The following is a 24800-nucleotide window of genomic DNA, read 5'->3' on the forward strand; positions in this document are numbered from 1 at the left end:
TTACATCTATAAAAAGGGCATGCGAGCACATCGGGCGTTTTTTGCTATTTACAGCCTGCCCCTAGAGGGTTTGCCCCCTTTTTTTGGTAACCCCAAGACTTCCTTACTCGGGCTTAGCGTGTCTAAGAAAGTGGGTAAGGCCGTGCAGAGGAATTTACTCAAAAGGCGGGTACGCACCATTTTAAGCCACACCCCCTTAGAAAAGCAGGTGGTTGTCTTTGTGGCAAAGGCAGGGATTTCTAGCCTGAGTTACACAGAGTTGAGACAGCAGATTTTGGCATGTCTTAAGCGCAAACATCCCCTCAAGGGCGCACTGAGGCGTGTATGAGAGTCGCCCTAGCCTTGCTTACTTTTTACCGCAACTATGTGTCGCCCATCAAGCCCGCCACCTGCCGTTTTTACCCCACCTGCTCCACTTATGCGCTGTGGCTCTTGCCACATGAAACCATGCCAAAGGCTCTTTTTAAAATCGCTAGGCGGGTTTTATCTTGCCACCCTTTGCACCCGGGTGGGGTCGATTACCCCATTGCAAGCAAGCCTTTAAAGCCCAAGTTTTACGCCCCAAATGCCTTTAAGCTGAGTTACTACCTCGTGCCTACAAGCCCCCATTCAAAAACTTACTACATTCTCAAGGTATATTCGTGAATGAAAACAATTCTAAATTCATTTTAGCCATTGCCCTGTCCTTTATCTTTTTAATCGCCTACAGCTACTTTTTCCAGCCCAAGCCCGAAGACAAGGCGCACCAAATCGCCCAGGGCACCCACAGCCCACAAGGGCAGGGCGCACAAGCCCATGGCATGGGACAAACCTATGGCTTGTCATCCCCCCACTCCGCCCCAAGCACCCTAGAGCAGAGAGCTCAGTCCACGCTAAACACCCCCCTCATCGCCTTTGTGCGCTCCAAAGGTGTGGAGATCGAGATCGACTCGCTGGGGCGCATCGCCCAGGTGTATTTGAAGGATAAAAAATTCACCGCCCACCGCCAAGAAGGCTTTGTAGAGCATGTCAAAGAATTATTAGGGCTTGCCAAGCCCAAACCCCCTTTAGAAAAACTGCCCCTGTTAGGCGTGGATTCTTTAAAGCCTTTGGAATTGCGTTTTGTGGATAGCGGGTTGAATACCGAAGCGTTTAAAACCCCCTACACCGCTTCGGCTAAGGAAATTGAACTCCACAACACCCCCCAAAGCCTAGTGCTGACCCAAGAGTTGGACGGCTTGACCCTCACCAAAACCCTAACCTTTTACCCAAACCTCACCTATGATTTAAAAATCCATCTAGAACCTAAAGGGGTGACAAGCAACATCGCTTATGTCTTGTCTAATGGCTCAAGGCCCGTGGCCGATGTAGACGGCTATGCGTTTCACGGCGTGCTGTTGGGTACACAAGATCACAAACTAGAAAAAATTGAAGATGGCAAGGCGAAAGAAACGCAGACTTTTAAAGCCACCACCTTTATCGCCAGCGTGGATCGCTACTACACTTCGTTATTTTTTGCCAACACCCCCCTAAACGCCATTGTAGACACACAGCCCAGCAAAAACCCCCTACCTTTTGTGTCCTTAAAGGGCGATGCCAGCTTGCACGGCTACATAGGCCCTAAAGATCACCGCCTACTATCCCAGATCAACCCCGTTTTAACCGAAGTGATTGAGTATGGGATCATCACCTTTTTTGCCCGCCCCGTGTTTCTCTTGTTAGACTTTTTACACAACTACACGCATAACTGGGGGTGGGCGATCATTTTACTCACGCTCATTGTGCGGATCATCCTCTACCCCTTGAGCTATAAGGGCATGGTGAGCATGCAAAAAATCAAAGACCTCGCCCCCAAAATGAAAGAGTTGCAAGAGAAATACAAAAGCGATCCGCAAAAGCTCCAAATGCACATGATGCAACTTTATAAAAAACACGGGGCAAATCCTCTAGGCGGGTGCTTGCCTCTACTCTTACAAATCCCCGTGTTCTTTGCCATTTATCGGGTGCTTTACAACGCCGTAGAGCTCAAAAGCGCAGGGTGGATGCTGTGGATTCACGATCTCTCGCTCATGGACCCTTATTTTATTTTACCCCTTTTAATGGGGATTTCCATGTACGCCCAACAAGCCCTGACCCCAAACACCATCACCGATCCCACGCAAGCTAAGATCTTTAAAATGCTGCCCTTATTCTTTACGATTTTTTTAATCACTTTTCCGGCGGGGTTGGTCCTTTATTGGACGATTAATAATGTTTTTTCTATTATCCAGCAGTGGATGATTAACCAAATGCTTGATAAGAAAAAGGCTAGAGAAATCGCCGAACATAAAAAATAGGAGTTGGCATGCAAACCATCAACGCCCCGAGCCTAGAAGAGGCGATCATCAAGGCATCTTCACTGCTAGGTTGTTCGGTTGTGGATTTGGAGTATGAAGTGGTGCAAGCCCCCAGCAAGGGCTTTTTAGGCTTAGGCAAAAAGGAAGCCATTTTAAGGGTACAAAGAAAACCCCAAGCGGCTACAAGTCCCCAAGCCCAAGAGCCCACCCCCCCCACGCAAACCCAACTTTCCGCACAAGCCTACAGCCCCCAAGAGCCCCAAGAAACCCCCCCACGCTAGAGAAACCAATATCCCCAATCCAACCTATCAACAAACTAGCCCAAATCCAAGCCGAGCTAGAGAGTTTGTTTAGCCACCTGCCCTATGAGATCGAGCACATACAAGTGAGCCTATACAACCCCCAAACGCTCTTGATCGAGATCAATGGTCCCGACTCGGCACTCATCATCGGTGAAAAGGGCTACCGCTACAATGCCCTATCCTACCTGCTTTTCAACTGGATACACCATAAGCACAATTACAATATCCGCCTAGAAGTGGCCAGTTTCTTAAAAGACCAAGAAGAGATGATGGAAGTGTACTTGCAGGGGGTGATCATGGCCGTACACGAAGTCGGCAAGGCGCAAACCAAACCCCTAGATGGCATGCTCTTACACATTGCCCTAAAACGCCTGCGAGAGGCCTTTCCTAATAAGCATGTGGTGATTGAACAAAACAGCCAAAACGAGTCGGTTGTCGTGGTGAATGACTGACACCATCGCCGCCATCGCCACCCCCCCCCGCCCTAGGGGCGATTGCCATCGTGAAAATCAGCGGAGATCAGAGCCTAAAAATTTTACAAATCCTCACCCACCGCCAGCACTTTACCCCAAGACGGGCTATTTTGGTGGATTGCTACGATGGTCAGGACTTGCTAGATCAAGCCCTAGCCCTTTACTTTCAAGCCCCGCACAGCTACACGGGCGAGGATGTGGCTGAAATCCAATGCCACGGAGGGTTGCTTGTGGCACGGCTCATTTTAGAGGCCTGCTTAAAAGCGGGGGCAAGGCTCGCAATGGGGGGGGAGTTTAGCAAGCGGGCGTTTTTCAATAACCGCATGGATTTATCGCAAATACAGGCCCTGCAACAACTCATAGAGAGCCAAAATGCGTCCATGGCAAAGGCGATGGCTAAACAGCTTAAGGGCGGGCTTAAAAACTTCGTGCACTCTATCCGCACCGCCCTTTTAGAACTCATCGCCACGGCTGAGGTGTTGATCGACTACGCTGAGGAAGACCTGCCCGAGAATTTGCCTGAAACTATGTGCTCTAAAATGCGCCCCACCTTAAAGAAGTTGCAACACACCCTAGAGGTGTCTCAAGCCAAACAAGCCCAATTAGAGGGCTACACCTTAAGCATTGTGGGTAAGCCTAATGTGGGTAAAAGCTCGCTTTTAAACGCCCTATTGTTGCAAGAGCGCGCGATCGTGAGCCCACTAGCGGGCACCACTAGAGACACGATTGAGGAAGTGGTGTATCTCAATGGCTCTTGTGTGCGCCTTGTGGATACAGCGGGCATTAGGGAGGGGGCGGATGTGATTGAGCGTTTAGGCATTGAGCGCAGCAAGGCGCGCATGCAAGAGAGCCAAATCATTTTAGCTTTGTTTGACTTGAGCCAAGAAATGGACAAAGAGGATTGCCATATTTTAGACTTGCTCGTAGAACAACAAGAAAAAACGATCCTAGTGGTGTTTAACAAAAGCGACTGCCCCCAAAAGCTAGACATCCCCGCCCTTTTAGCCCAACTGCCCTTTATCAAAGCCCCCCGCTTGTGTTAAGCACCAAAAAAAGCCCTTGTTTGCCCCTGATCCAAGAAGCCCTAGCCCCCTTCATGCAAACTGAACTGCCCGATGTGATCTTGCCCGCTTTGAACCAACAAGAGGCCCTAAAAACCACCATCGCCCACCTACAAGACGCAAAAAAGCCCCTAGAACGCCTTGAGCTAGAACTCTTTGCCTACCACATTAAAGACGCGCTAGAGAGTTTAGGGCAAATCACCAGCCCCTACAACACCGAGGAAATGCTCGGAGTGATGTTTTCTAAGTTCTGCTTAGGCAAGTAGTTAAAACACCCAGCCGTAGTTGAAAAAGACATTAAAGTGGCGCACACCTTCTTTGATCACGAAAGTGCCCGCAAGGTCGGCGGTGTTGATTTTTGCCACGAGATTTTGCTGGGCTAGGGGCAAAGCGATGCCGATGCTGTATTTGGAGTGCTTGTAGCGGTAGTTAAAGCCTGTAACTAGGTCTAAATTCCCGCTGTTGAAAAACCCCGCCCCCTTCAAGCCATAGCCCTTCCACAACGCTCTAAAGCCCACAAACATGCCATAAGAACTTTTAAACTTACGCATGGCATAGGTGCGTTTCTTTTTGTTGTGGATGCGGTAGGTGGTGTAATTGGTTTTAAAGTCAATGAGCGCGTCCATCCCCACCCCGAAGGCGACTTGGTTGATGGTGTGGATAAAACCCATTCTTTTAGCGTAGTTGTATTTGATGATCCCATAGTAGGACAGCCCGAAGTAGTCGTTAAAGTATTGTTGGTAGCCCCCCATGACATTAAAGCCCACCATCGCCGAAGCGGCGGCACTGTTGGTGGAGAGGACACTGCGTAACGCCCGCATAAAGGCGGTGGGGTAAACGGGCGCGCTTTGGCTGGCTAAATCGTTGTAATTGATGGGTAAATCTCCCGCTTTACCAAGTTGCGTCCACACATCCACACCGATCCCGCCCATTCCCGCCTCCACATACTTGCCATTAATCTTATAATACGGAGCATACGCATCCCAGTGCTTGAGTTGTGGACCTCCTACAGAGTTATACCAGCCATTTTGATAAGTCATGTTGCCATCGTGCTGGTAGCCGTTGACATGCCCAAATTCGTGCATCACCGTAATGATGGGCCATGTGCCGCTGCTGATGTCGTCGGTGTCTAAAATTTTAGAATCTTTGGGGTTGATGAGGTAGGGAGAGATTCCAAAGACCCCCGGACCACCCAAACCATCCAAGCCACCTGCGACCACATTTGGCGTTAGAGTGTCGATCACAAGCGAAGTGTTGCCGACTTTATTGCTGGTATATCTGCCGTAGACCTCGCTCTTGTTTAATATATATTGTTTCAAGCTAGGGTCTTTTTTCAGGATGTTAGGGGGGAACTTCCCATTAGGTCCGGGCACCATATCGGGGTTATAAGGACCATTATTTTGTGGATAATTAGTGAGCTCAAAGGGCGCTCCCTCCACGGCTTTTTTAAATTGCGGGTTGCTTAGCATGGCCGTGAGGTTTAAAAAGGTTTCTACTAATTCTTTGGCTTCTTTGGGGGTGGGGATCGCCCAAGTGGTGTTGCCCGGGGCTCCTGCCTGTGCGATTCTACCCTCAATGTCTACGGTGATTTTATTGAGATCGTTTAACACCTGCGTGGTGGTGGGATCGGAGCTAGCGGAGGGCTTTAACATAAAAGTAGAGTTGGCATTGCCCCCGGCTTTGGCAATAGCGGGGAGAAAATCCTCAGCCACCACACTTTGGGTGAATTGGGGGATGTCTTTAAACATGCCCACCTTGACCTCTTGTCCGTTGGCATTTTTCATGTAAAGGTCTACATTGTGTAAGTTGTAGGGTAAAAAGCTTTCAATGTGTAGCTTTCCATTTTCCAGTTGCATTTTGACCGGGTGGGTGGTGTAAAAAGTGATCGGGTTTTTACGGTTATCTAAGGCCGCTTGTGTGAAAGTGGGCGCGGCATTTAGCATGTAAGTGGACTCACAAACCACACCCAGCGGGCAGGGGGGCTTTTTATCGATGTCTTCTTGGGTTTCTAATAAACCTGTCATCAAACCCCCTTCCACAAAAAACCCGTCTTTGGGGTGTGCCATTAAAAAACCAGAACCACTCAAGACTAGGGGGAGCAACCATTTACGCATGCAAGTAACCTATGTTAAGATAGCTATAAAGTTTTGTTGTAGCATTTTGAAACTTTAGACTTGTTGAGATAAAAACATGCTAGAAATTCTAATACAAAAACGCTTAAAGGGGGCAGAGGGGGACTTTAGCCTAGAGGCCAACTTGCGCCTAAAATCCGCCCAAACCTATGCCTTGATGGGGGCTTCTGGCATGGGCAAGAGCACGCTGCTACGCACTCTTGCAGGACTAGAAACCCCCGATCGTGGGCGCATTGTTTTTAAAAACCAAGTGTGGTGCGACACACAAAAGCGCATTAACCTAAGCCCGCAGGAGCGCAAGGTGGGCTTTGTGTTTCAAGATTATGGGCTCTTCCCCCACTTAAACACCCAGCAAAACATCGCCTTTGGGGCCCCCAAACACCCAAAAATTGCTGAAATTGTCGCTTTAATGGAGCTAGAAGGGCTGTTAAAACGCCCCATCGCCACACTCTCAGGCGGGCAGCAACAAAGGGTCGCTTTGGCGCGGGCAATTTTGCGCGCTCTTGATGGCGGGTCGCTCTTGTGTTTAGATGAGGGCTTGAGTGCGCTAGATGGGCGCATGCGCTCTAAGTTGCAAGCGCAAATCAAATTCTTGAGCGCACATTTTAAGCTCACCACCCTGCTCATCACCCACGACCTGCTGGAGGCCTATCAAATGGCAACCACCCTAATCTTTTTGCAGCAAGACATGCACACCACCACCGCTTACACCCAAAATCTAGACCCCAAGCCCGCCCTGCACGCTAAAGTGCTGCAAAGCCACGATCAAGAGCTCACCCTAGCTCTAGAGCCGCAAATCTTGCGCCTGCCCTGTGTTAAGAAGCTCAAAGAGGGGGCTTGTGTGGCGCTAGAACCCAAAAATCTACAGATAAATGTGTTAGAATCGCCGCTATGAAAAATGTCTATGTCAGAGAAGTGGATCAAAAATTCTTGCAACAGCTCCAAAAAGTGTCCCTTTCCATGTTCCGCAAGGGATTTTTTAGTATTTTTAGAGGTTCGATCTCGGCACGTATGGGGGCGACTCGCTTTCTCATCAATAAAAACAATGCGGTGTTTGACAATTTGGACGAAGAGTCCTTCATCGTTTTGCAAGACAAATTAGATTACCGCTGGCGGGAGGCGAGCATGGATGTGGGCATCCACGCCAGCATTTACCGCCATTTTACAGAAGCCCGCTTCATCGCTTATGGCCGCCCCCCGCACGCCATCGCCTACTCTTTAACCAACGAATGCCTAACCCCCAAAGATTACTTGGGCTACACGCTGCTAGGGCAAAAAGTTGAAATCTACGACCCCAAGAGTTATCGGGATTGGCAGGACCGCGCCCCTGTGGATATTCTGCACTATTTACAAGCGAGCAAGAGGCGTTTTATTTTCATTAGGGGTTGTGGGATTGTGGTGTATCACAGAGAACTACAAGGCTTGTTGAAAATTTTTGATTTGATTGAGGGGAGTTGTGAGGTTTTGCAATTTGCGAATTTGGCCCAAAACCCTAAGGGAGAACCTTTAGCAAAAGAAGAGGCAGTTTCCGAGCAAGGTCCGGCTGAGCCAAACCCTGGCTAAAGCCAGGCGGTTTTTAAACTTAGAGGCGGCTGGCGTGTTCTTTAAGGTAATCAGCCACACCTTCGTGGCTAGGTTTCATGCCCGCATCGCCTTTTTGCCAACCCGCAGGGCAGACTTCGCCATGTTCTTCAAAGAAAATCAAGGCATCCACCATGCGCAACATTTCATCCACATTGCGCCCTAGGGGGAAGTCGTTGATCACCGCATGGCGGACTTTTTGGTGTTTGTCAATGAGAAAAGATCCCCTAAGAGCGATGGCGTTTTCAAAGAGCACATCGTAAGCCCTGGCGATGTCTTTGGTCACATCTGCCACAATGGGGAAGGTAACTTGACCGATTCCGCCCTTTTCTGTGGGCGTGTTTTTCCAAGCATAGTGGACCACTTCGGTGTCTGTGGAGATCCCGATCACATTAAAGCCCCTATTGTTAAACTCTTTCACACGGTGATCGAAAGCGATGACCTCAGAGGGGCAAACAAAAGTAAAATCTTTGGGCCAAAAGAACAACACCGCGCCATTGCGCCCTAGGTTTTTAGACAATTCAAAATGCTCATCCACTTGGTTATTGGGCAAAACAGCCGTGGCTTTAAAATCCGGAGCAATTTTGGTAACTAGCATAAAAAATCTCCCTAAATATTTTGGTTTTGTTAGCAAAAACTAACGGGCGCATTGTAGCTAAATATCCGTTAACAATCAAGGCGGGTTTTAGGTATAATTCAAGCTTTTAGATTGCATTTTAAGGATTTGCCTTGTCTTCAAAGAAGCGCATCAGCCCCTTTAAAACTTTTTTGCGTTCCCTTTTGCAAATCTTAGCCCTCATTAACAAGAGAGATAAAAAAATCTTAGCAATCTTGGTGCTCATGTCTATTTTTATGTCCTTGCTCGAAGTGGTTTCAATCAGCATGATCATGCCCTTCATCACGCTAGCCAGTTCACCGGATTTGGTTTTATCTAACCCCTACGCTAGAGCCGTCTACGACGCTCTGCACTTTAAAACCCCCTTGCATTTTGCTTATTTCTTTAGTTTTGCGCTCGTGGGGCTGTATGTGTTTCGCATGGGTTATAGCGTGCTCTTTGCCTACACCAATAGCCGCTTTGCCAGCCAAAAGGCACACGCCCTAGCCCAAAGGCTGTTCATGCATCATCTCAAAAGTTCGTATTTGGAGCACATCAACCTAAATCTAGATAAAATCCGCCACACCATCATGGAAAAAAGCGGGGGGGTTTTATCCGGCTTAAGTGCTCTTTTGGGATTGCTCACAGAGATGAGCGTGATGTTGTTTTTATATGGACTCTTGATCTACACCAACTGGAAAATGACTTTGGTTTTGACCTTTATCTTAGCCCTGCAAGTCTTTTTCATCATCAAATACATGTCCAGGTTCATCCAACAAAAAGGGCGGATCACCAACAACGCCCAAACGCAGTCCTTTAAAATCCTGTCTAAGTTCTTTGGCAATTTTAAAATCACCAAACTCAAAGACAACCACGAGCAAGCCTACCAAGTCTTTACCCAAAATAGCCTAAGTAACGCCAGGGCCAACATCACCTACCGCACTTTACAGGCGATCCCTAATCGCTTTTTAGAGACCGTGGGCTTTAGTTTACTGATTTTATCGGTCGTCTATGTCTTGCATAAGTACGGCGAAGCTAGGATGGTTTTGCCCATCATCTCTATGTATGCCCTGGCTCTTTATCGCATGCTACCCTCCTTAAACCGCATCTTGGATCAATACGGCATCATCTGCTACCAACAACAAGCGATCAATGGTGTTTACAAGGATTTGAGTCGCCCCATTCAAGAAGAGGGGGCGCTGGAATTGCCCTTTAAAGAGAGCATCCGCCTTCAAAATGTCAGCTTTGCCTACAAGCGCACCCACCCCATCTTAGAAGACTTGAATTTAGACATCAAAAGGGGACAAAAAGTCGCCTTCATCGGCCCTAGCGGTTGTGGCAAGTCCACCTTAGTAGACATCATTATGGGTGTGCTTTACCCCACTAAGGGGCAGATTTTTGTAGACAACACCCCCCTAACCCCCCAAAACATCCGCACATGGCGGCAAAAGATCGGCTACATCCCCCAACACATTTATCTGTTCGATGGCAGTGTCGCCGAAAATGTCGCTTGCGGCAGCCCGCTAGACAAAGATAGGGTCATAGAAGTTTGCAAAATGGCGCACATTCACGACTTTTTAAGTCAGCACAGAGGGATTGAAACGCCCATCGGCGAGGGGGGGATCAACCTCAGCGGAGGACAAAAGCAACGCCTAGGTATTGCTAGAGCACTCTATGACAACCCCGAAATTTTAGTGCTTGATGAAGCCACCTCAGCCCTAGACACCCCCACGGAGGCAAAAATCATGGACGAGATTTACAGCGTGGCTGAAGGCAAGACCCTGCTCGTCATCGCGCACCGCCTAAGCACAATTGAACGCTGTGAAATCAAAATTGATCTAAGTAAGCCTTCTGTGTGAGCTTTTCTAAATCCAAGCCCTCAAAAGTTTGGATATAGGCACTTGGTAATAACTCTTTTAGGGTGGGGTTGTTGTAGCCCAAAAAAGCAATTTGATTTGCTCTTGCACTTTCATAATCGCTCTTACTATCCCCGATCAAGACCATTTCGCCGGACTTATAGCCATGCTTAGCGCACATGTTCGCCAGGATTTTTGCCTTCGCGGGTGGCGTGCCCTCAACGCTCTTAAAGTAGGGCAAAATCCCTAAAAACTCGCAGAGAACCTGTAACTCTGTATGCAAAGCTGCCGAAGCAATGTGGAAAATATACTTTTCATCGTTCGTCTTGATGAAGTCCAATACTTCAAGATTTAAATGCTCTCTTGAAAACAAATCTTTAGAGATAATCTGCCCAAACTCTTCAACTAGAGCATGGATTTTGTCCGCGTCTATGGTTTTCTTTAAAATCTGGGTGTAAAAGTGGGCGATTTTATCAAAACGGCTCACCCCCCCATTGGCGTAGTGGTAATCCTCAAACACCTTTAGGGCCGCTTCATCTGCCTTTGTGTGCCGTCTAAACAATTCCTTAAATCCCTCCCCTTTTAAGTGCATGCTGTTAAACACCACCCCATCAAAATCCCACACCACAACTTTTAATGTCATGTCAAATCCTTTCTGTTACACCTTACCAAATTTGCGTTGTCTTTGGTTAAATGAGGCGATGATTTGCACCAAATGCGCAGGCGTGAAGTCGGGCCAAAGCACGGGGCTAAAAAACAACTCGGCGTAGCTAGATTGCCACAACAAAAAATTAGAAAGGCGCATCTCCCCCCCTGTGCGAATCAACAAATCCACATCGGGCAACCCCGCTGTATCTAAATGCGCCCCGATGAGCTCTTGCAAGTCCCCCTTGAGCCCTAACTCCAACACCCGCTTGCACGCCCGTGCGATCTCATCACGCCCGCCGTAGTTTAGGGCCAAAACCTGTGTTAGGGCATTGTGGCTAGCGGTTTCTTGCTCCAAATTTAAAATGGTCTTTTGCAGGGCGGGGCTGAACTTCTTGAGATTTCCGATCGCCTTGAAGCGGATTTTATGTTCTAAATAAGTGGGGCGCTCTTGCACGAGATATTTTTTCAGCATCCGCATTAAAAAATCCACTTCGCTCTTGGGGCGACTCCAATTTTCCGTAGAAAAGGCGTAAAGCGTGAGATAGGCGATGTGTTCTTTGGCGCACCAAATGGTGATGTTTCTTAGGGCATTGATCCCTTGTTGGTGTCCGTGGGTGCGGGGCTTGCCCTGCAACTTCGCCCACCGCCCATTGCCATCCATAATGATGGCTAAATGCGCTAAGTTATTCATCGCTGCACGAGTCGACCAAGTAGGCAATGTGCTGGAAAGGGATGTTAGAGTGTTGGCTTAAGCCCACTTCGCAGGTGCTGGAGCTGCAAAAGCCTTTTTTAAGTTTTTTGTCTTTGTAGAAGTGGGTGAAGTCGAGCAAGGCATGGTCGTTGAGTTCAGGCGTTAAAAAGCCCTTATTGCCCGCAAAGCCGCAACAACCCGTGTCGGTGTGCTCCACAACCTCCCCGCTCACACACGCCTTAGCCAAATCCCGCATGTTCTGCGCATAACCCAAGCGTTTGGCCGCACACATGGTGTAAAGCGCAATGTCCTCGTTTAAGGGCGTGATTTTTAAATGGGGCAGTAAAAACTCTTGGATGAAAATAGGCATGTCATAGATTTTTAGCCCCGTGTGCTCCAACTGCTCGATCAAATACGCGCTGCATGCGCTGTGGTCTAGCACAATGGGGATTGCGCCATTCTTAGACAACTCTTTTAAAAGTTTGGCGTTTTTCTCAATGTTCTGCACGCTTAAATCTTGATAGTCAATGAACGCCTTGCCGCAACAAAATTTTGGCAATTCTTTAGGGTAAATCACCCCAAAACCCGCCTTTTGGCACAGCGACTCAAAGACCTCTTGCAAACTGCGCGGATCGGGCATTAGGCCAGAAGGCGCAAACGCGCGGTTGATGCAAGTGGACAAATACAGCACGCTTTGATCGGCGGGTTTGCTGGTGAGTTTGAATTTATTTTTTCTTGGCATGTAATTTGGGACAATGGGCGTGCCTAATTTGGTGTGCAACTTTTGGCTGCACTTGTGGATCAAATTTGCCCCCAACACCACTTGCCCCATTTGCACTGCACCAAGCCCCACCTTTAAGCCTCCCACCACCGCGTCCATGTGTTTTAAAATCTCTTTTGCCACTAGGGGGGCTTTCTCTTGTGTGCGGGTTTTAAGCGCAATCGTGGCGCTGTCAATGCCTAAGGGGCAAAGCGTGGAGCACATATGGCAGGCGGCGCAGGTTTCATCACTTAGGTAGGCATAACCCTCGAGCAACTCTTCTAAGAGCACTCTGTCTGTAGCGAGCCCTTGGGCGGCTTTTTGGCTCAAATGGGCGATCTCTCTTTGTAGGCCGATGCGCTGGCGGGGGGTGAGCGATAAATAGCGGCTTGGGCAAATGCGCTCACAAAACCCGCACTCCATGCAAGCCTCTAGCTCGGGGGCGATGGGCACGCTCTCTTTAAGGTTTTTGGTGTGGATTTGCGGGTCGTTTGAAAGGATCACATCGGGGTTTAAAAGCTTATCGGGATCGAACAAGGCTTTAATGCGCTCACAAATTTGGTAGGCCTTTTCACCCCATTCTAACTTGACAAAGGGGGCAACCATGCGCCCTGTGCCATGCTCGGCTTTGATCGAGCCTTGTAAGGATGCCACCATTTGGGCTAAATCCTCCATGAGTGCGCTAAATTGTGCCCTTTCACGGGGGTTTTCTAAAATAGGGGTGATTAAAAAGTGCAAATTGCCACTTAGAGCATGCCCAAAAATCACGCTGTGATCTTTAAAGCCATGTTTTTCAAGCAAGCCCTGCAACTTGGCGATCCCCTCTTGCAAATGCTCCATGTCAAAGCATAAATCCTCGGTGATCACGCTTGCTCCCTTGCGCCGTCTACCGGCCACAATGGGGAAGAGTCCTTTTCTAATTTTCCACCATGTGTGATAAACCTGCGGGTCTGTGCTTTGCTCTAGGGGTAAAATCGTAGGGGCGGCTTGCAATTTCTCGAGCACAAAGGCGCTGTTGGCCTCAAGGGTGTTTAAGTCGGTGCTTTCAAGCTGCGCTAAAATGCAAGAATACCCAGGCTTGAGCTCATTTAACACACTTGGCATGCCCTCTGCCCCCTTCACGCTGGCTAAACATGCATAGTCCATCAATTCAGCGGCACTGATTTTATCCGCATTTTGCGCTAAAATTTGCACCCCCTTTAAGCCCGCCGCCAAACTCTCATAAAAGAGCAAAAAACAGGTTTTATAAGGGTAGTCGGGCACACAATGCAGTTCACAGCTGGAGATGAATCCTAAAGTCCCCTCCGAGCCGATGAATAAATGGCTTAAAATGTCTATGGGGTCTTCAAAGTCTACAAGGGCATTTAGGCTGTAACCCGTGGTGTTTTTGATTTTGTATTTCTTTTGAATCAAGGCGTGTAATTCTTTGTCCTCTAGCACTTCCTCACGCAGAGCCAATAACCCCTCTAAGAGCGGGGCGTGGCTTTGTTTAAACGCCTCCACGCTCTCTTGTTTGCTCGTGTCTAAGAGCGTGCCATCGGCTAGAATCACGCGGATAGATTTTAAGGTCTTGTAGCTGTTTTGCGCCACCCCGCAGCACATGCCACTGGCGTTGTTGGCTAAAATCCCCCCCACCATCGCAGTCGCAATGGTCGCTGGGTCGGGGCCGATCTTTTTTTGGTACACCTTAAGAGCATTGTTGGCCTGCGCTCCGATCACTCCACAGCCAAGCCGCACACTCTCCCCGCTATCTTGTGGCTTGATTTCTTGCCAGCCTAAATTTGCCATCACCAAAACCCCACTGCCACACGCTTGTCCAGATAAGGAGCTGCCCGCCGCACGGAAGGTCAGGAGGGTGTTGTGTTTCCTAGCCAAAGCGCAAAGGCGCATGATCTCTGCTTCGTGGCGGGCTTTGGCGACCAACTCGGGGACATAGCGGTAGCAGGACGCGTCTATGCCATAGACCACGCGGCGCAAATAATCCTTGTAAATACGATCGCCCAAGAACTCTTGAGCGTCTTGGTAGAATGCAGTGTAATTTTCTTGCATGTATTGCCTTTGTTGTCAAAATAAGGCAATTTTACTACTTTTTTGGCTGTTTATCTTTGTGTGTGAAAATGTGCTAGAATCTCCCCTAAAATTTTAAAGGATTTTTATGGAAAGTTCTTACACCCATCAACGCGTGGAGCTAGGGCATTTTAACCCTAAAGACTATTGCGTGATCGACATAAGAGACGCTGAGAGTTACCATAAGGCGCATTTAAAAGAAGCACTCCACATGGACGACTTGAATGCCATTAAGAAGTTTGCTTTAGAACGCCCCCAAGAAAAAATCTTATTACAATGCTGGCGGGGCAACACCGCCGCGCAATACGCCAACGCTTTGCACGGGGCGGGGGTTTCTAACATCTACTTTTTAAAAGCGGACTTTGACGACTTTAAGGCATCGGGCTTAGAAGTTTTAGAAAATTAGTGCGCCCGATTGTCATCGTCGGCAGTGCTCCCTACTCGGGTGCAAAACTAGACCCTGGTGTCGGTTATTTGGCTTGTAGCCAAATTGTCTATTTGCCCTTAAATTTAGACAATCTAGCCCTCCTGTTGCCCTCTTTAAAAGCCCTGCTTTTCACTTCTAAACACGCCCCGCTCAGTTTAGAGCACAGCCTAAAAAACACCGACACCCTCGCCTTTTTAAAAAGCCTGCCCGCTTTTGTGCTCGCCTTAAAGAGCGCGCAAGTGGCTAAAGATTTGGGCTTTAATGTCGCCTTTGTGGGGCAAAGTGGGCATGCTAAGGGCTTTGTTAAAGAGATTGAAGGTCTCTTACCAAACCCCACTCTCTTTGTGCGCGCCCAAGAAGTGGCCACCCATGCTCTAGATTTTTTGCCCTCTTTAATTGCCTACCAAAACACCCCCTTAAAATTACCCAAAGAGCAAAGACCCCAACCAAACTCCGTATTAATATTTACAGCTCCTAGCAGTTATAGGCATTTTTTAGAAAATTTTGCGTGGGATTCTAGCTACACCGCTATTGCCATCGGCACAAGCACCTTCAACGCCTTTGATCCGCACATTTGTGCCCATTTAAGCCCGCAGACCAGTCTTGAAGCGTGCATAGAGTTAGCCAAAACGCTCTAAATCTTTGCTAGCATTGTGGAAAACTTAAAGGATTGGCATGCATCTCATGTTTTTACTAGCCGCACTAGGCGGGGCTGTGGGGGCGAGTTTGCGTTATTTTGTGGGCAAAATTGCGCCCACAAAGCTGTGGATTTGGCAAAGTTTTCCGGTCGGCACTTTTAGCGTGAATCTCATTGGGTGCTTTGTGATCGGCTTTGCGGGGCATTTGGCGGCCAAGTCCATTTTGGGTGATAAAATGAGCGTGTTTTTCATCACGGGGGTTTTGGGGGGCTTTACGACTTTCTCCTCTTTTGGGCTAGACACGCTAAAACTCTTGCAAAAGCAAGCCTTTAGCGAGGCCATCGCCTATGTAGTGGGCAGCAACCTCTTGGGTTTGCTCTGTGTGGTTTTAGGCTGGGGCTTGGCTAAACTGATACACTAGCCTTTTGGGCTTTGATGTCTAAAAAGAAGCGGGCCAAAATGATGGTCTGTAAGAGCGTGGCAAAGAAGTTAAAGATGGGGATCAAAGAGAACAGGTAAGCTGCAATGGCGATTTTATGGTGCGGCACTTTGTAGTCTTTGAGCACTTCGTGATAAGTTTCGTGGTTGTAGATGGAGCTGCCGATGTCAAAAGAGATCGTGTTTTTAAAGAAAAAGTAGTGCGGGATGAGCGACACAAAAACCCCAATGATGGGGATAAAGTAGAGGGGGATACACACCACTAAAAACATACATAGGTAGGCAAATTGCTTCAAGAAGTGCTGGATACAGCCCATGAAATCCCCAAAGTTTTCTAGGGGCAGGTTTGTGTAGTCGTTCTGGTGTAGGTAACAAATCACCACAGGGGTGTAAAAGAGAGAGATGAAGAGATTGCCCACAAGACTGAGCATTAAAACGCTCAGCAGCAAGAGCATATAGGTAAACATCTTAATGGTGAGCAAGACCATGGCGGGCAAAAGCCCATTGGTGTGGGCGTAGTGATCCCAACTTGTGGGTAAAAAGCCCTCGATGATGCGCACCATATTGCCCCCAAAGTGGAACAAGACCACCCCCCAAAAGAGCACCCCTAAGAACACGGGCCCTAAATTTAAAAACAACATCTTCCAGCTAAAAAAGTCTTTCCAGCTTTTGCGGATGATTTGTAGTGGTGTTTCCATTTTCCTTCCCCATTGTTTAAGATAGCCTACTTTAGTAGTTTAGGTGGTTATATTAAGTTTAGCATGCTAAAATAATCCTTTCATGCCTTCGCAAGGTGCAAGGTTTCAATTTTACAATAGTTTGGAGAACTTTATGGTTAAGAAAAGCGTCATGAGTTTGGTTTTGATGGGGGTTTTGGGTGTGGGTTTTGTGGGGGCTGAGACTTTAGCCACCGTAACTTTCCCTGCCCCCCAAGACACACCCACTAAGGGTAAACACCACAGAAAACACAAAGAAGCCCCTGCCAAACCCGAAGTGGTGGACATCACAGAGAGCGACTTTGACCCCATTAAACAGCGCAACCCCAATTTTGACTTCGACAAACTCAAACCCGAGCAAAAACAAGCCTTGTTAGAACAGGCTATCAACAATTTGCTGATTGAAAGAGAAGCCAAAAAAGAGAAGTTGGACGAAACGGCCGAATTTGCCAAAAGGATGGAGGCTTATAAAAAACAACTTCTTGTAGAAACTTGGGCAAAACGCCAAGCTGAGGTGATCGGCAAGGAGGAGATTCCCGAAGCCAAATTAAAACAATACTACGAAGCCAATAAAGCGCAGTTCGTGCAACAAGAAGCCCACGCCCGCCACATTTTGGTGAAAACCGAGGCGGATGCCAAACGCGTGATCTCCGAGCTTAATAAAGTCCCCAAAAATAAAGTAGAGCAAGAATTTATTGGCATTGCCAATAAGGAGTCCATTGACCCCAACACCAAAAACACCAAAAACGGCGGGGATTTGGGTAAATTCCAAAAAAACCAAATGGCACCCGAGTTCTCTAATGCTGTCTTTTCGCTCAAACCTGGCGGCTACACAAGGACCCCTGTAAAAACCGAGTATGGCTACCATGTGATCTACTTGATCAGTAAAAATGAGCCCAAAACCCCTACTTTTGAGCAAGCTAAGCAAACCATTGCTGGTATCATCAAAGAGCATAAATTTCAAGAGTATGTCAAGGGAGAGTTAGAAAAATTGCGCAAACATGTGCAAATACACATGGCCAAAGAATAGAGGGACTTGCATGCTAGTTACGGGCATTGAGATTTTAAGCAAAGCCCACAAAGAGGGCTATGGAGTCGGGGCATTCAACTTTGTCAATTTTGAAATGTTGCGCACGATCTTTGAGGCAGCCGATGTGGCGCAATCGCCCCTCATCGTGCAAGCCAGCGAGGGGGCGATCAAGTATTTGGGGATGGACATGGTGCTTAGCATGGTCTATACCATGAGCAAACGCCACTCCCATATCCCCGTGGCCTTGCATTTAGACCATGGCACAAGCTTTGAAAGCTGCAAGAGGGCGGTGGACGCAGGCTTCACTTCTGTGATGATCGATGCCTCCCATCACCCCTTCAAAGAGAATTTAGAGCTCACTAAAGAAGTGGTGGATTACGCCCACTCTAAAGGGGTGAGCGTGGAGGCAGAGCTAGGACGGCTCATGGGGATTGAAGATAATGTCTCTGTAGATGAAAAAGACGCGGTGTTGGTCAATCCTAATGAGGCTGAGGAGTTTGTAAAGGTCAGTCAAGTAGATTACTTAGCCCCTGCGATCGGCACGAGCCACGGGGCGTTTAAGTTCAAGGGCGAGCCTAAACTAGACTTTGATCGTCTTGTAGAAGTGAAAAAGCGCACGAATATCCCCCTCGTCTTGCACGGGGCAAGCTCGATCCCTGAGAGCGTGCGTCAAACCTTTTTGAGCACGGGTGGGGATTTAAAGGGCGGCAAGGGCGTGCCTTTTGACTTCATTGAGCAGTCCATCAAGGGTGGGATCAATAAAATCAACATCGACACAGATTTACGCCTCGCTTTCATCGGTCAAGTGCGTAAAATGGCAAACGATCACCCCAGCGAGTTTGACTTGCGTAAGTATTTCACCCCCGGCATGGAGGCGGTGAAAGCCGTCATTGTGGAGCGCATGCATGTGCTTGGCAGTGCGGGTAAAATTTAAGGATTAAAGGAATGTAATGGCCATTGGCATGGGCGAGTTAAAAAAGAATTTGAAAATTGAAATACAGGGCGTGCCTTACCGCATCGTGGAATACCAACATGTCAAACCCGGTAAGGGTGCGGCCTTTGTGCGGGCGAAAATCAAGTCGTTTTTAGATGGCAAGGTGATTGAAAAGACTTTCCATGCCGGCGATAAATGCGATGAGCCCAACTTGTTGCAAAAACCCATGCAATTTCTCTACTTTGATGGAAGCAGCTACCAGTTCATGGACACGGAAACCTACGAGCAGATTGCCCTCACAGAGGATCAAGTGGGCGATGCGCCTAAATGGATGCTCGATGGCTCACAAGTGCAAGTGCTTTTCCACAACGACAAGGCGATCTCTGTTGAAGTCGCCCAAGTCGTGGAGTTAAAGATCACAGAAACCCCCCCTAACTTCAAGGGCGACACTTCCAGTGCGGGCAAAAAGCCCGCCACGCTAGAAACGGGCGCCGTGGTGCAAGTCCCCTTCCATGTGCTTGAGGGTGAGGTGATTAAAGTCAACACCCAAACGGGCGAATACCTCGAAAAGGTGAAGTAACTCTTCTGCTTTGTGCCCCCTCTGGTGGCACCCTTCAAGCATCTTCTTGACACCCCCCGAGGAAACTTAATGCCCCCCGCGCTCTTTTGTGAATTCGTGATGGCTTTTTGTGTCGTTCTCTAAACTCACTTCATCAAAAATCTTTTTCACACCTACAGTGATCTGCCGAATCGTTTCTGGGGCCAAAGATTTGATGCTTTCCAAATCTGCTTGGAGTTTCACAGGATCGTAAAAGTTCACCTGCACCAACATAAAGACCTCTTCATTGTTGGGGTTGATATACTCACCCAGCTGCACCCCATGCCCTAAGCTGGCAGCAATGGCTTGGATGATTTGGTTAAAAATTGCATCGTCGTAGGGCTTTTGGTGGGTATTTTGGCTGGCAGTGTAGACTTCTTTGATTTTGTTGGCGATGTGGATCGCCACTCTAAAACGGGCGCGCTCCCTGGCAATCGTCTCCGATCTTTGCACTTGGCCATCGATCACATGGGAGCTGTCGATGCCTTGTGTGGTGTAGCCACTCATGTCATGCACCATCCAACTGGGCATGTTTTGCAAAAAGACCGCCTGTTTGGGGCCTGAGCTACACGCCCCCAAAATGAATGCGCTAGCTAAAGTTAAAGCGATACGCCTAGACATTTCAATCCTTTCATTTAAATTTGATTCATGGTCATAGAATCTGTCCTTGTGAGCTGCCACGCCCCCGCCACCAGCCCACCAACCGCCAAAACGATCAAGGCGCACAGGTCATAGAGCACCGCGCTAAAGGGAGCAGCAAATTGGTTGAGCATCACAAAGCCCGAAATGCCATGCGTGGCGGGGATGAGCTGCAAGGGCAGGCGCAAAAAGGCGGGGATGAGCTCCGTGGGCCAAATAAAGCCCATCATAAATACAAGGGGCAAAGAGCTGACAAGGACAATCTGTGTGGCGTGGGCGGGTTTGGTTAAAAATGTCCCAAAGAGCACTCCACAGCTAGACACTGCAAAGAGAAAAACGAGGCCAAAGGCCAACAACTGCGTGGGGTTGGCGTGGATGTGTACACCATAGTAGGGGAAGAGCACCCCAAAGTAGAGCAACATGTGGAAAAGGTATAAGAATGTAAAGCACAACGAACGCGCCAAACAGACTTGCAGTGCCTCCCCAAAGCCCTCAAAGCGTCTAAGGTTGGCGCAAGTGATCGCCCCTATCCCGATCAAGAGTGTTTGGTGCAAAATGAAGATAAAAACATGGGCGATGGCGTAGTTAAGATAACCGATGGAAGGGTTGTAAAGGGGGATGGTTTGCAGGTCAAAGAGGTTGTGCTCCGTGGTGTTCTCTGTTAAGGATAAATCCTTATAGATTTTGACCTTTTGGCTTAAAGCTTGCACGGCCATGGCGGTGGCGTGTCCGATGGTGCTGTAAATGAGAAAATAATTGGCGTTGGCATACAGCTCAACTTTTGCGGGGATGCTGGTGTATACATGCCGCTCAAAGAATCTAGGGATCAGCAAAATCCCAAACACCTTTTCTTGTTCTAAAAGTTTTTTAGCCTCTTGCATGGAGCTTGGGCGGGCGGTAATTTTGACCTCTTGGGTCGCCTCAAGCATTTTTGTGAGTTGGCGGGACAGGCGGCTGTGGTCATGATCGACTAGGGCGATGGCTTGCCGCGTTACGATGTCGTTTTTATAGGGCAGAGGGTAGAGAAAGGCGTAAAAGAGCGGCCCGCCGATCACCACCACCAGCACACCTAAATGGCTAAAAATCTGCCTAAACTCAGCAACGATGGCCCTAAGCACGCTTTAAACCTTTTGTAAAAATCAGCAAACCCACCGGTAAAAAGAGTGTAAAACAGGCCAAATTAGACAGCGCTCTTAAGGCCAAATCCAGGGAGGTTTGGTAGTAGTCTAGGGCAATGGCGGTTTTGATGAAGTAAGTGGCGGGTAAGAGCGCGCCCCAAAATTGCGCTAAGGTCGGCATGTTGTCTATGGGGTAAGTTACGCCCACAAAGGCCAAAGAAGGGGCGGTGTAAAGGGCAATAAAGGAGGCGGTGCGGAAGGGGTCTTTCATGAGGGCGTGAAAGAAAAGCACCACGCTAGAGATCGCCACCACCAACAGCAAGACAGAGAGCAACAACAGCCCCCAATGGGCGTTGTAGGGCTTTAGATAAAAGAGCATCAGCACCCCCCACGCCCCAAAAATGAGCGTGTTTAGCCCCAAAGCCCCCCACACGTCTTTAGAGGTTTGGCACACTTGCAAGAAGTTAAATATTCCCAAAGCCGTCAAAATCTGCCATATACAGGGCAAGATCGCCATCAACAAAAATTGGGCGTAGTTGTTGTGTTCATTAAACAGAGTGTGTAGATCAACATACACGGGGAAGGCGAGGGCTTTGGCGGTGTTTAAATCGCTGTGCAGCTTTAAATTCGTGGCGACATCTTGTTTGATCTCTAAAGTAGACAGCGTGTATAAAAAGGCGTTCAGCAAGGTTTTACCCACCAGCACATAGGTGGCGTTGTAGTACAGGGCTATGGGGGTTTGCACGCCGAGTTTGACCTGCCGCTCCAAATTCTTAGGAAAGACCACCACCCCATAGATTTTTTTAGAGGCTAAAAAGGGCTTGGCCTGATCCAAATTGCTGTAAAAATGCACCACCTTCAGGGCACTGCTGGCATTGAGTGAGCGCACCATTTCGTGGCTTAAGTGGCTGTGATCCAAATCCACCACCCCGATATTTAGCTGTGTGGGGATTTGTCTATAAAACAAGACAATCACCAAAAACCCAAAAAAGAGCGGGGCCACACACACCATCACCGCAAAACGCGTTTTAAAAAACTTCGCCCACATCTTGATCTATGGAATATCCACCAACACGCTCATGCCCACCCGCAAAGCTTGCATGTCCTTTAGGGGCGTGGCTTCAATGCCAAAGCTTTTCATGTCATAGCTTTGGCTGCTGTTCGTGCTTTTCCAAGTCGCAAAGTTGCCCATCACTGCAATGTGCGTGACCTTAAACTCTACACTCTCTTTCAAGGCAGGGATGTAGCCCTTAAAAGTCGTCCCTTTTTTAAAGCGGCTCAAATACTTTTCAGGCACGCTCAAATCCAACCACGCATGGGCGGTGTCGGTTACAAGCACCACGGGAAAGCCTTTAGGGCTTAACTCTCCACCATAAAGCAACACATTGCTCACTTCGCCATCGATGGGGCTGTAGGCCTTTTTATCCCTTAAAAACGCTTGCACTTCATTGAGTTGTCCTAAAGCAGCCTGCTCTTTTTCTTTAGCGGCGATTTTACTCTCATTGGATGCGCCCTCTAGGGCGAGTTGGTATTGCTCGTAGGTGGCGTTTTTCTTAAAGGTGGCGCTCTGAAAGGCCGCGTAAGCCTCATCGCGCTTTTGTAGACTCGCCACGCCCTTATCATAAAGGCTTTGGATTCGTTTATAGGTTTCTTCGGCTAAATCGCTTTGCGCTTTGGCGGCTTGATAGACATCTTGAGCACTCTTGATGGTTTGGCTGCGGCTGCCCCTTAGCACTTCATTGCTCAAGGCTTTGGCGGCTTTGTGGCTAGAGCTGGCTTGCAGTAGTTTTGCCTCTGCTTCGGGGCTGTCGATCGTAAAGACTAAATCTCCTTTTTTGATGTAATCGCCCTTGTTGACAAGCACACTCTCCACCCGCCCGGCAAGCTTGGAGCTCACGCTATACTCTCTAGCCTCTATGAAGCCTTGCAGGCGTTGCTGTTTGTGGTTGTAAGTGCTGTAATACATCTGTCCGAGCCAAATTAAAATCCCCACTGCCGCCAAAGCGGCCAGGATGATCGGGGTCTTTGTCGTCTTCACTCCATTTCCTTAGTAAACAAAATCGTAAAATAGATCAGTGTGTCCGCTAAGCACCATTAAATCCACCAACGCACTGATGTACTTGTAGGCGTGGGTCTTTTGCTCCACCAAAATGCCGGCCAACGAGTTGCGGGCATCCACCACCATCGCATTGGTCGCCATGCCCTGATTAAATGCCTCTTCTTGCAATTTTAAATTCTCTTTAGCCAGCTCCACGCTTGTGTCTAGGCTCTTATACTCTTTGAGCAAGGCTTGGCATTGCAAGTAGGTTTTATGCACCAACAACTCCATGTCTTTTTTGGCTTGGCTTTGCAAAGCCGATGTTTGCAGCTCGTCGATCTTGGCCGCTTGATAATGCATGATGCGCCCATTGGGGGTTAAAATGGGCAGTCTTGCACCCACGCCCACAAACCACTCGGGGATCATATTCATCATCGTGGAGTTGTTCTCTTTCATCAAATACGCCCCAAAGAAATTAAAATGGGGGAGAAACTTCGCCACTTGTAATTTTGTCATTTGTCTTGCACTTTGTTGTTTGATCGCCAAACTTCTTAGCACGGGATAAGAGCTTAGAGTTTCTTGCTCAAAAAAGGCTAAACTGGGCAGGGCTTTGGGGCGGATGTTTAAATGCGCCGTGGGGGCGAAGTGGGCTTTTTCCACGGGGATATTTTGGCTACTTAAAATGGTGTTGAACGCCAAAGTCGCCACCTCCAGCGCATCGTCTGCCTGCATGGATTTTGTCTTGCTTTTTTCATAAGCCACTTGGGCGCTTAAGGCTTCCACTTTGGCGATTTGTCCGGCTTTTAGGCGTTTTAGGGCGTTTTGGTAGTGCTTCAAATGCCCCGCCTGCACATCTTTAAGCACCTCATCCACCTCCATATTCAGCACCAAACCATAGTAAATTTTAACCAACTCTTGAAAGGTGGAAAGCTTTTTAAGCCGAGAAACTTCCATCGACTCTTTATGCGCCAAAGAGGCGAGCTTTGTCATATAAAAGCGCTCCCCACCCATATACAACGGATAAATGATGCTCAAAGCCCCCATCACAATGTTTTGCTTAGAGAATAAAAAAGGTTGGGTAAGGCCGCCTATCATATTCCCAATCCCGTGAGCCACCGCCATGCCTCCCATTTGCGCTAAGGCGGGTTGGCCTAAAAAGCGCTCCAGCCCCGTGGCGAAGTTTTGTATTTGGGCTTTGTCCGAACCGCTAAAGGGCGAAATGGTGACGGGCTTGCCTAAATGGGCGTAAAAGGCACTCAAATCGATCTCGGGCAAAAAAGAGAGTTTCGCCGCTGTGCTTAATTTTTTTGCCTTCTTTTCGGCGTAGTCCTGCGCCTTGATGCCATCGTAATTGGCTAACACCATGCCCCACGCCTGCTTGAGTGTGATCTTCGTGGGTTTATCCGTCTGCAGCGCATTTAAATTTATAGGCTTTTTAGCTTCCATTTGCAAGGGGCTTAACTCTGTTTGTGCTGCCAACGCACCGCTAAGCAGCCCCACCAACACCCCAAACCGATTGTTAAAGCGCATCATAAATCCTTTTTGACAAGTTTGAGCTTGCTAATCCGGGCTTTATCCATGTCCAACACCTCAAAAATGCACCGATCATCGCCCACCACATCGCCCACCTCCGGCAATCTCTCTAGCAAGCTAAAAACATACCCCCCAAAGTAACCTGCTCGTAATTGTGTTCGAAACGAAAACCCAACAGCTCCTCCACGCTCTCTAAATCCACGCGTCCAT

General features: G+C 48.4%; 23 protein-coding genes and 3 pseudogenes. 14 read left to right on the forward strand and 12 right to left on the reverse strand.

What is annotated here, in order from left to right; genetic code table 11:
• The first annotated feature begins 19 nt into the window (after positions 1-19).
• The 5 genes and pseudogenes from rnpA (at position 20) to mnmE (ending at position 4417) form a co-directional block, all read left to right on the forward strand.
• Positions 20-328, forward strand: a complete 309-nt coding sequence (gene rnpA / locus QUE23_RS06300; RefSeq protein WP_286348231.1) for a ribonuclease P protein component — start codon at positions 20-22, stop codon at positions 326-328.
• A complete protein-coding gene (gene yidD, locus QUE23_RS06305) occupies positions 325-645 on the forward strand; it encodes a membrane protein insertion efficiency factor YidD (protein WP_286348232.1) in 321 nt (106 codons plus the stop codon). The genes rnpA and yidD overlap by 4 nt, the downstream gene beginning before the upstream one ends.
• Positions 642-2315 (forward strand): membrane protein insertase YidC, encoded by a 1674-nt coding sequence (gene yidC / locus QUE23_RS06310; protein ID WP_286348233.1) that lies wholly within the window; start codon positions 642-644, stop codon positions 2313-2315. The genes yidD and yidC overlap by 4 nt, the downstream gene beginning before the upstream one ends.
• An 8-nt stretch (positions 2316-2323) precedes the next feature.
• Positions 2324-3069 (forward strand): annotated as a pseudogene (locus tag QUE23_RS10010) (Jag N-terminal domain-containing protein).
• Positions 3062-4417, forward strand: a pseudogene (gene mnmE / locus QUE23_RS06325) (tRNA uridine-5-carboxymethylaminomethyl(34) synthesis GTPase MnmE). The pseudogenes QUE23_RS10010 and mnmE overlap by 8 nt, the downstream one beginning before the upstream one ends.
• On the opposite strand, the gene QUE23_RS06335 reads toward mnmE, so the two are convergent.
• On the reverse strand, positions 4418-6265 hold the full coding sequence (locus QUE23_RS06335) for a porin family protein (RefSeq protein WP_286348238.1): 1848 nt from the start codon (positions 6263-6265) through the stop codon (positions 4418-4420).
• Positions 6266-6341: 76 nt separating this feature from the next.
• Here QUE23_RS06335 and QUE23_RS06340 point away from each other — a divergent pair, with 76 nt between their 5' ends.
• Together QUE23_RS06340 and QUE23_RS06345 are read left to right on the forward strand one after the other, a co-directional pair.
• Positions 6342-7178: an ATP-binding cassette domain-containing protein gene (locus QUE23_RS06340; protein WP_286348239.1), complete on the forward strand. Its 837-nt coding sequence runs from the start codon at positions 6342-6344 to the stop codon at positions 7176-7178.
• Positions 7175-7846 (forward strand): class II aldolase and adducin N-terminal domain-containing protein, encoded by a 672-nt coding sequence (locus QUE23_RS06345; protein ID WP_286348240.1) that lies wholly within the window; start codon positions 7175-7177, stop codon positions 7844-7846. The genes QUE23_RS06340 and QUE23_RS06345 overlap by 4 nt, the downstream gene beginning before the upstream one ends.
• Before the next feature lie 19 nt (positions 7847-7865).
• On the opposite strand, the gene QUE23_RS06350 is transcribed toward QUE23_RS06345, so the two are convergent.
• Positions 7866-8462 (reverse strand): peroxiredoxin, encoded by a 597-nt coding sequence (locus QUE23_RS06350; protein WP_286348241.1) that lies wholly within the window; start codon positions 8460-8462, stop codon positions 7866-7868.
• A gap of 290 nt (positions 8463-8752) precedes the next feature.
• Between QUE23_RS06350 and QUE23_RS06355 the strand changes: the two genes are divergently transcribed.
• A complete protein-coding gene (locus QUE23_RS06355) occupies positions 8753-10318 on the forward strand; it encodes an ABC transporter ATP-binding protein/permease (RefSeq protein WP_286349429.1) in 1566 nt (521 codons plus the stop codon).
• Here the strand turns inward: QUE23_RS06355 and QUE23_RS06360 are convergent.
• From QUE23_RS06360 to QUE23_RS06370, 3 genes are read right to left on the reverse strand one after another with little or no spacing between them, the layout of a single operon-like run.
• Positions 10287-10958 (reverse strand): HAD family hydrolase, encoded by a 672-nt coding sequence (locus QUE23_RS06360; protein WP_286348242.1) that lies wholly within the window; start codon positions 10956-10958, stop codon positions 10287-10289. The two genes, QUE23_RS06355 and QUE23_RS06360, sit on opposite strands and share 32 nt — an antisense overlap.
• 15 nt (positions 10959-10973) lie before the next feature.
• Complete coding sequence (locus QUE23_RS06365; RefSeq protein WP_286348243.1) at positions 10974-11654, reverse strand: di-trans,poly-cis-decaprenylcistransferase; 681 nt, start codon at positions 11652-11654, stop codon at positions 10974-10976.
• Positions 11647-14463 carry an FAD-binding and (Fe-S)-binding domain-containing protein gene (locus QUE23_RS06370; RefSeq protein WP_286348244.1) on the reverse strand — a complete coding sequence of 939 codons (2817 nt, stop codon included), beginning with the start codon at positions 14461-14463 and terminating at the stop codon, positions 11647-11649. Before QUE23_RS06370 ends, QUE23_RS06365 begins: the two co-directional genes overlap by 8 nt.
• Before the next feature lie 106 nt (positions 14464-14569).
• On the opposite strand from QUE23_RS06370, the gene QUE23_RS06375 reads away from it, so the two are divergent.
• The 3 genes from QUE23_RS06375 to crcB are packed head-to-tail and all read left to right on the forward strand — an operon-like array spanning position 14570 to position 15967.
• Positions 14570-14887 carry a rhodanese-like domain-containing protein gene (locus QUE23_RS06375; RefSeq protein ID WP_286348245.1) on the forward strand — a complete coding sequence of 106 codons (318 nt, stop codon included), beginning with the start codon at positions 14570-14572 and terminating at the stop codon, positions 14885-14887.
• Positions 14887-15546, forward strand: a complete 660-nt coding sequence (locus QUE23_RS06380; protein WP_286348246.1) for a uroporphyrinogen-III synthase — start codon at positions 14887-14889, stop codon at positions 15544-15546. Before QUE23_RS06375 ends, QUE23_RS06380 begins: the two co-directional genes overlap by 1 nt.
• Before the next feature lie 37 nt (positions 15547-15583).
• Positions 15584-15967 (forward strand): fluoride efflux transporter CrcB, encoded by a 384-nt coding sequence (gene crcB / locus QUE23_RS06385; RefSeq protein ID WP_286348247.1) that lies wholly within the window; start codon positions 15584-15586, stop codon positions 15965-15967.
• On the opposite strand, the gene QUE23_RS06390 is transcribed toward crcB, so the two are convergent.
• Positions 15951-16682, reverse strand: coding sequence for an EI24 domain-containing protein (locus QUE23_RS06390; RefSeq protein WP_286348248.1), 732 nt, complete (start codon positions 16680-16682; stop codon positions 15951-15953). The two genes, crcB and QUE23_RS06390, sit on opposite strands and share 17 nt — an antisense overlap.
• 133 nt (positions 16683-16815) lie before the next feature.
• Here QUE23_RS06390 and QUE23_RS06395 point away from each other — a divergent pair, with 133 nt between their 5' ends.
• Genes QUE23_RS06395 through efp form a run of 3 tightly spaced genes read left to right on the forward strand, consistent with a single transcriptional unit; the run spans position 16816 to position 19244 of the window.
• A complete protein-coding gene (locus tag QUE23_RS06395) occupies positions 16816-17730 on the forward strand; it encodes a peptidylprolyl isomerase (RefSeq protein WP_286348249.1) in 915 nt (304 codons plus the stop codon).
• Between the two features lie 10 nt (positions 17731-17740).
• A complete protein-coding gene (locus QUE23_RS06400) occupies positions 17741-18664 on the forward strand; it encodes a class II fructose-bisphosphate aldolase (protein ID WP_286348250.1) in 924 nt (307 codons plus the stop codon).
• A 16-nt stretch (positions 18665-18680) separates the two neighbouring features.
• The gene (gene efp, locus QUE23_RS06405; RefSeq protein WP_286348251.1) at positions 18681-19244 is read left to right on the forward strand and encodes an elongation factor P; all 564 of its coding nucleotides are present in this window, start codon (positions 18681-18683) and stop codon (positions 19242-19244) included.
• A 66-nt stretch (positions 19245-19310) separates the two neighbouring features.
• Here the strand turns inward: efp and QUE23_RS06410 are convergent, their stop codons facing one another.
• From QUE23_RS06410 to QUE23_RS10015, 6 genes and pseudogenes are all read right to left on the reverse strand, one after another.
• A complete protein-coding gene (locus QUE23_RS06410; protein WP_286348252.1) occupies positions 19311-19883 on the reverse strand; it encodes a hypothetical protein in 573 nt (190 codons plus the stop codon).
• A gap of 14 nt (positions 19884-19897) precedes the next feature.
• On the reverse strand, positions 19898-21019 hold the full coding sequence (locus tag QUE23_RS06415; protein WP_286348253.1) for an ABC transporter permease: 1122 nt from the start codon (positions 21017-21019) through the stop codon (positions 19898-19900).
• The gene (locus tag QUE23_RS06420) at positions 21012-22067 is read right to left on the reverse strand and encodes an ABC transporter permease (RefSeq protein WP_286348254.1); all 1056 of its coding nucleotides are present in this window, start codon (positions 22065-22067) and stop codon (positions 21012-21014) included. The genes QUE23_RS06415 and QUE23_RS06420 overlap by 8 nt, the downstream gene beginning before the upstream one ends.
• A gap of 6 nt (positions 22068-22073) precedes the next feature.
• Positions 22074-23057, reverse strand: coding sequence for an HlyD family secretion protein (locus tag QUE23_RS06425; protein ID WP_286348255.1), 984 nt, complete (start codon positions 23055-23057; stop codon positions 22074-22076).
• Positions 23058-23066: 9 nt separating this feature from the next.
• On the reverse strand, positions 23067-24587 hold the full coding sequence (locus QUE23_RS06430; RefSeq protein WP_286348256.1) for a TolC family protein: 1521 nt from the start codon (positions 24585-24587) through the stop codon (positions 23067-23069).
• A pseudogene (locus QUE23_RS10015) lies at positions 24587-24792 on the reverse strand (transporter associated domain-containing protein). The gene QUE23_RS06430 and the pseudogene QUE23_RS10015 overlap by 1 nt, the downstream one beginning before the upstream one ends.
• Positions 24793-24800 lie beyond the last annotated feature (8 nt).

Origin of the sequence: Helicobacter felistomachi (genome assembly GCF_030296895.1) — a bacterium.
GTDB lineage: Bacteria > Campylobacterota > Campylobacteria > Campylobacterales > Helicobacteraceae > Helicobacter > Helicobacter felistomachi.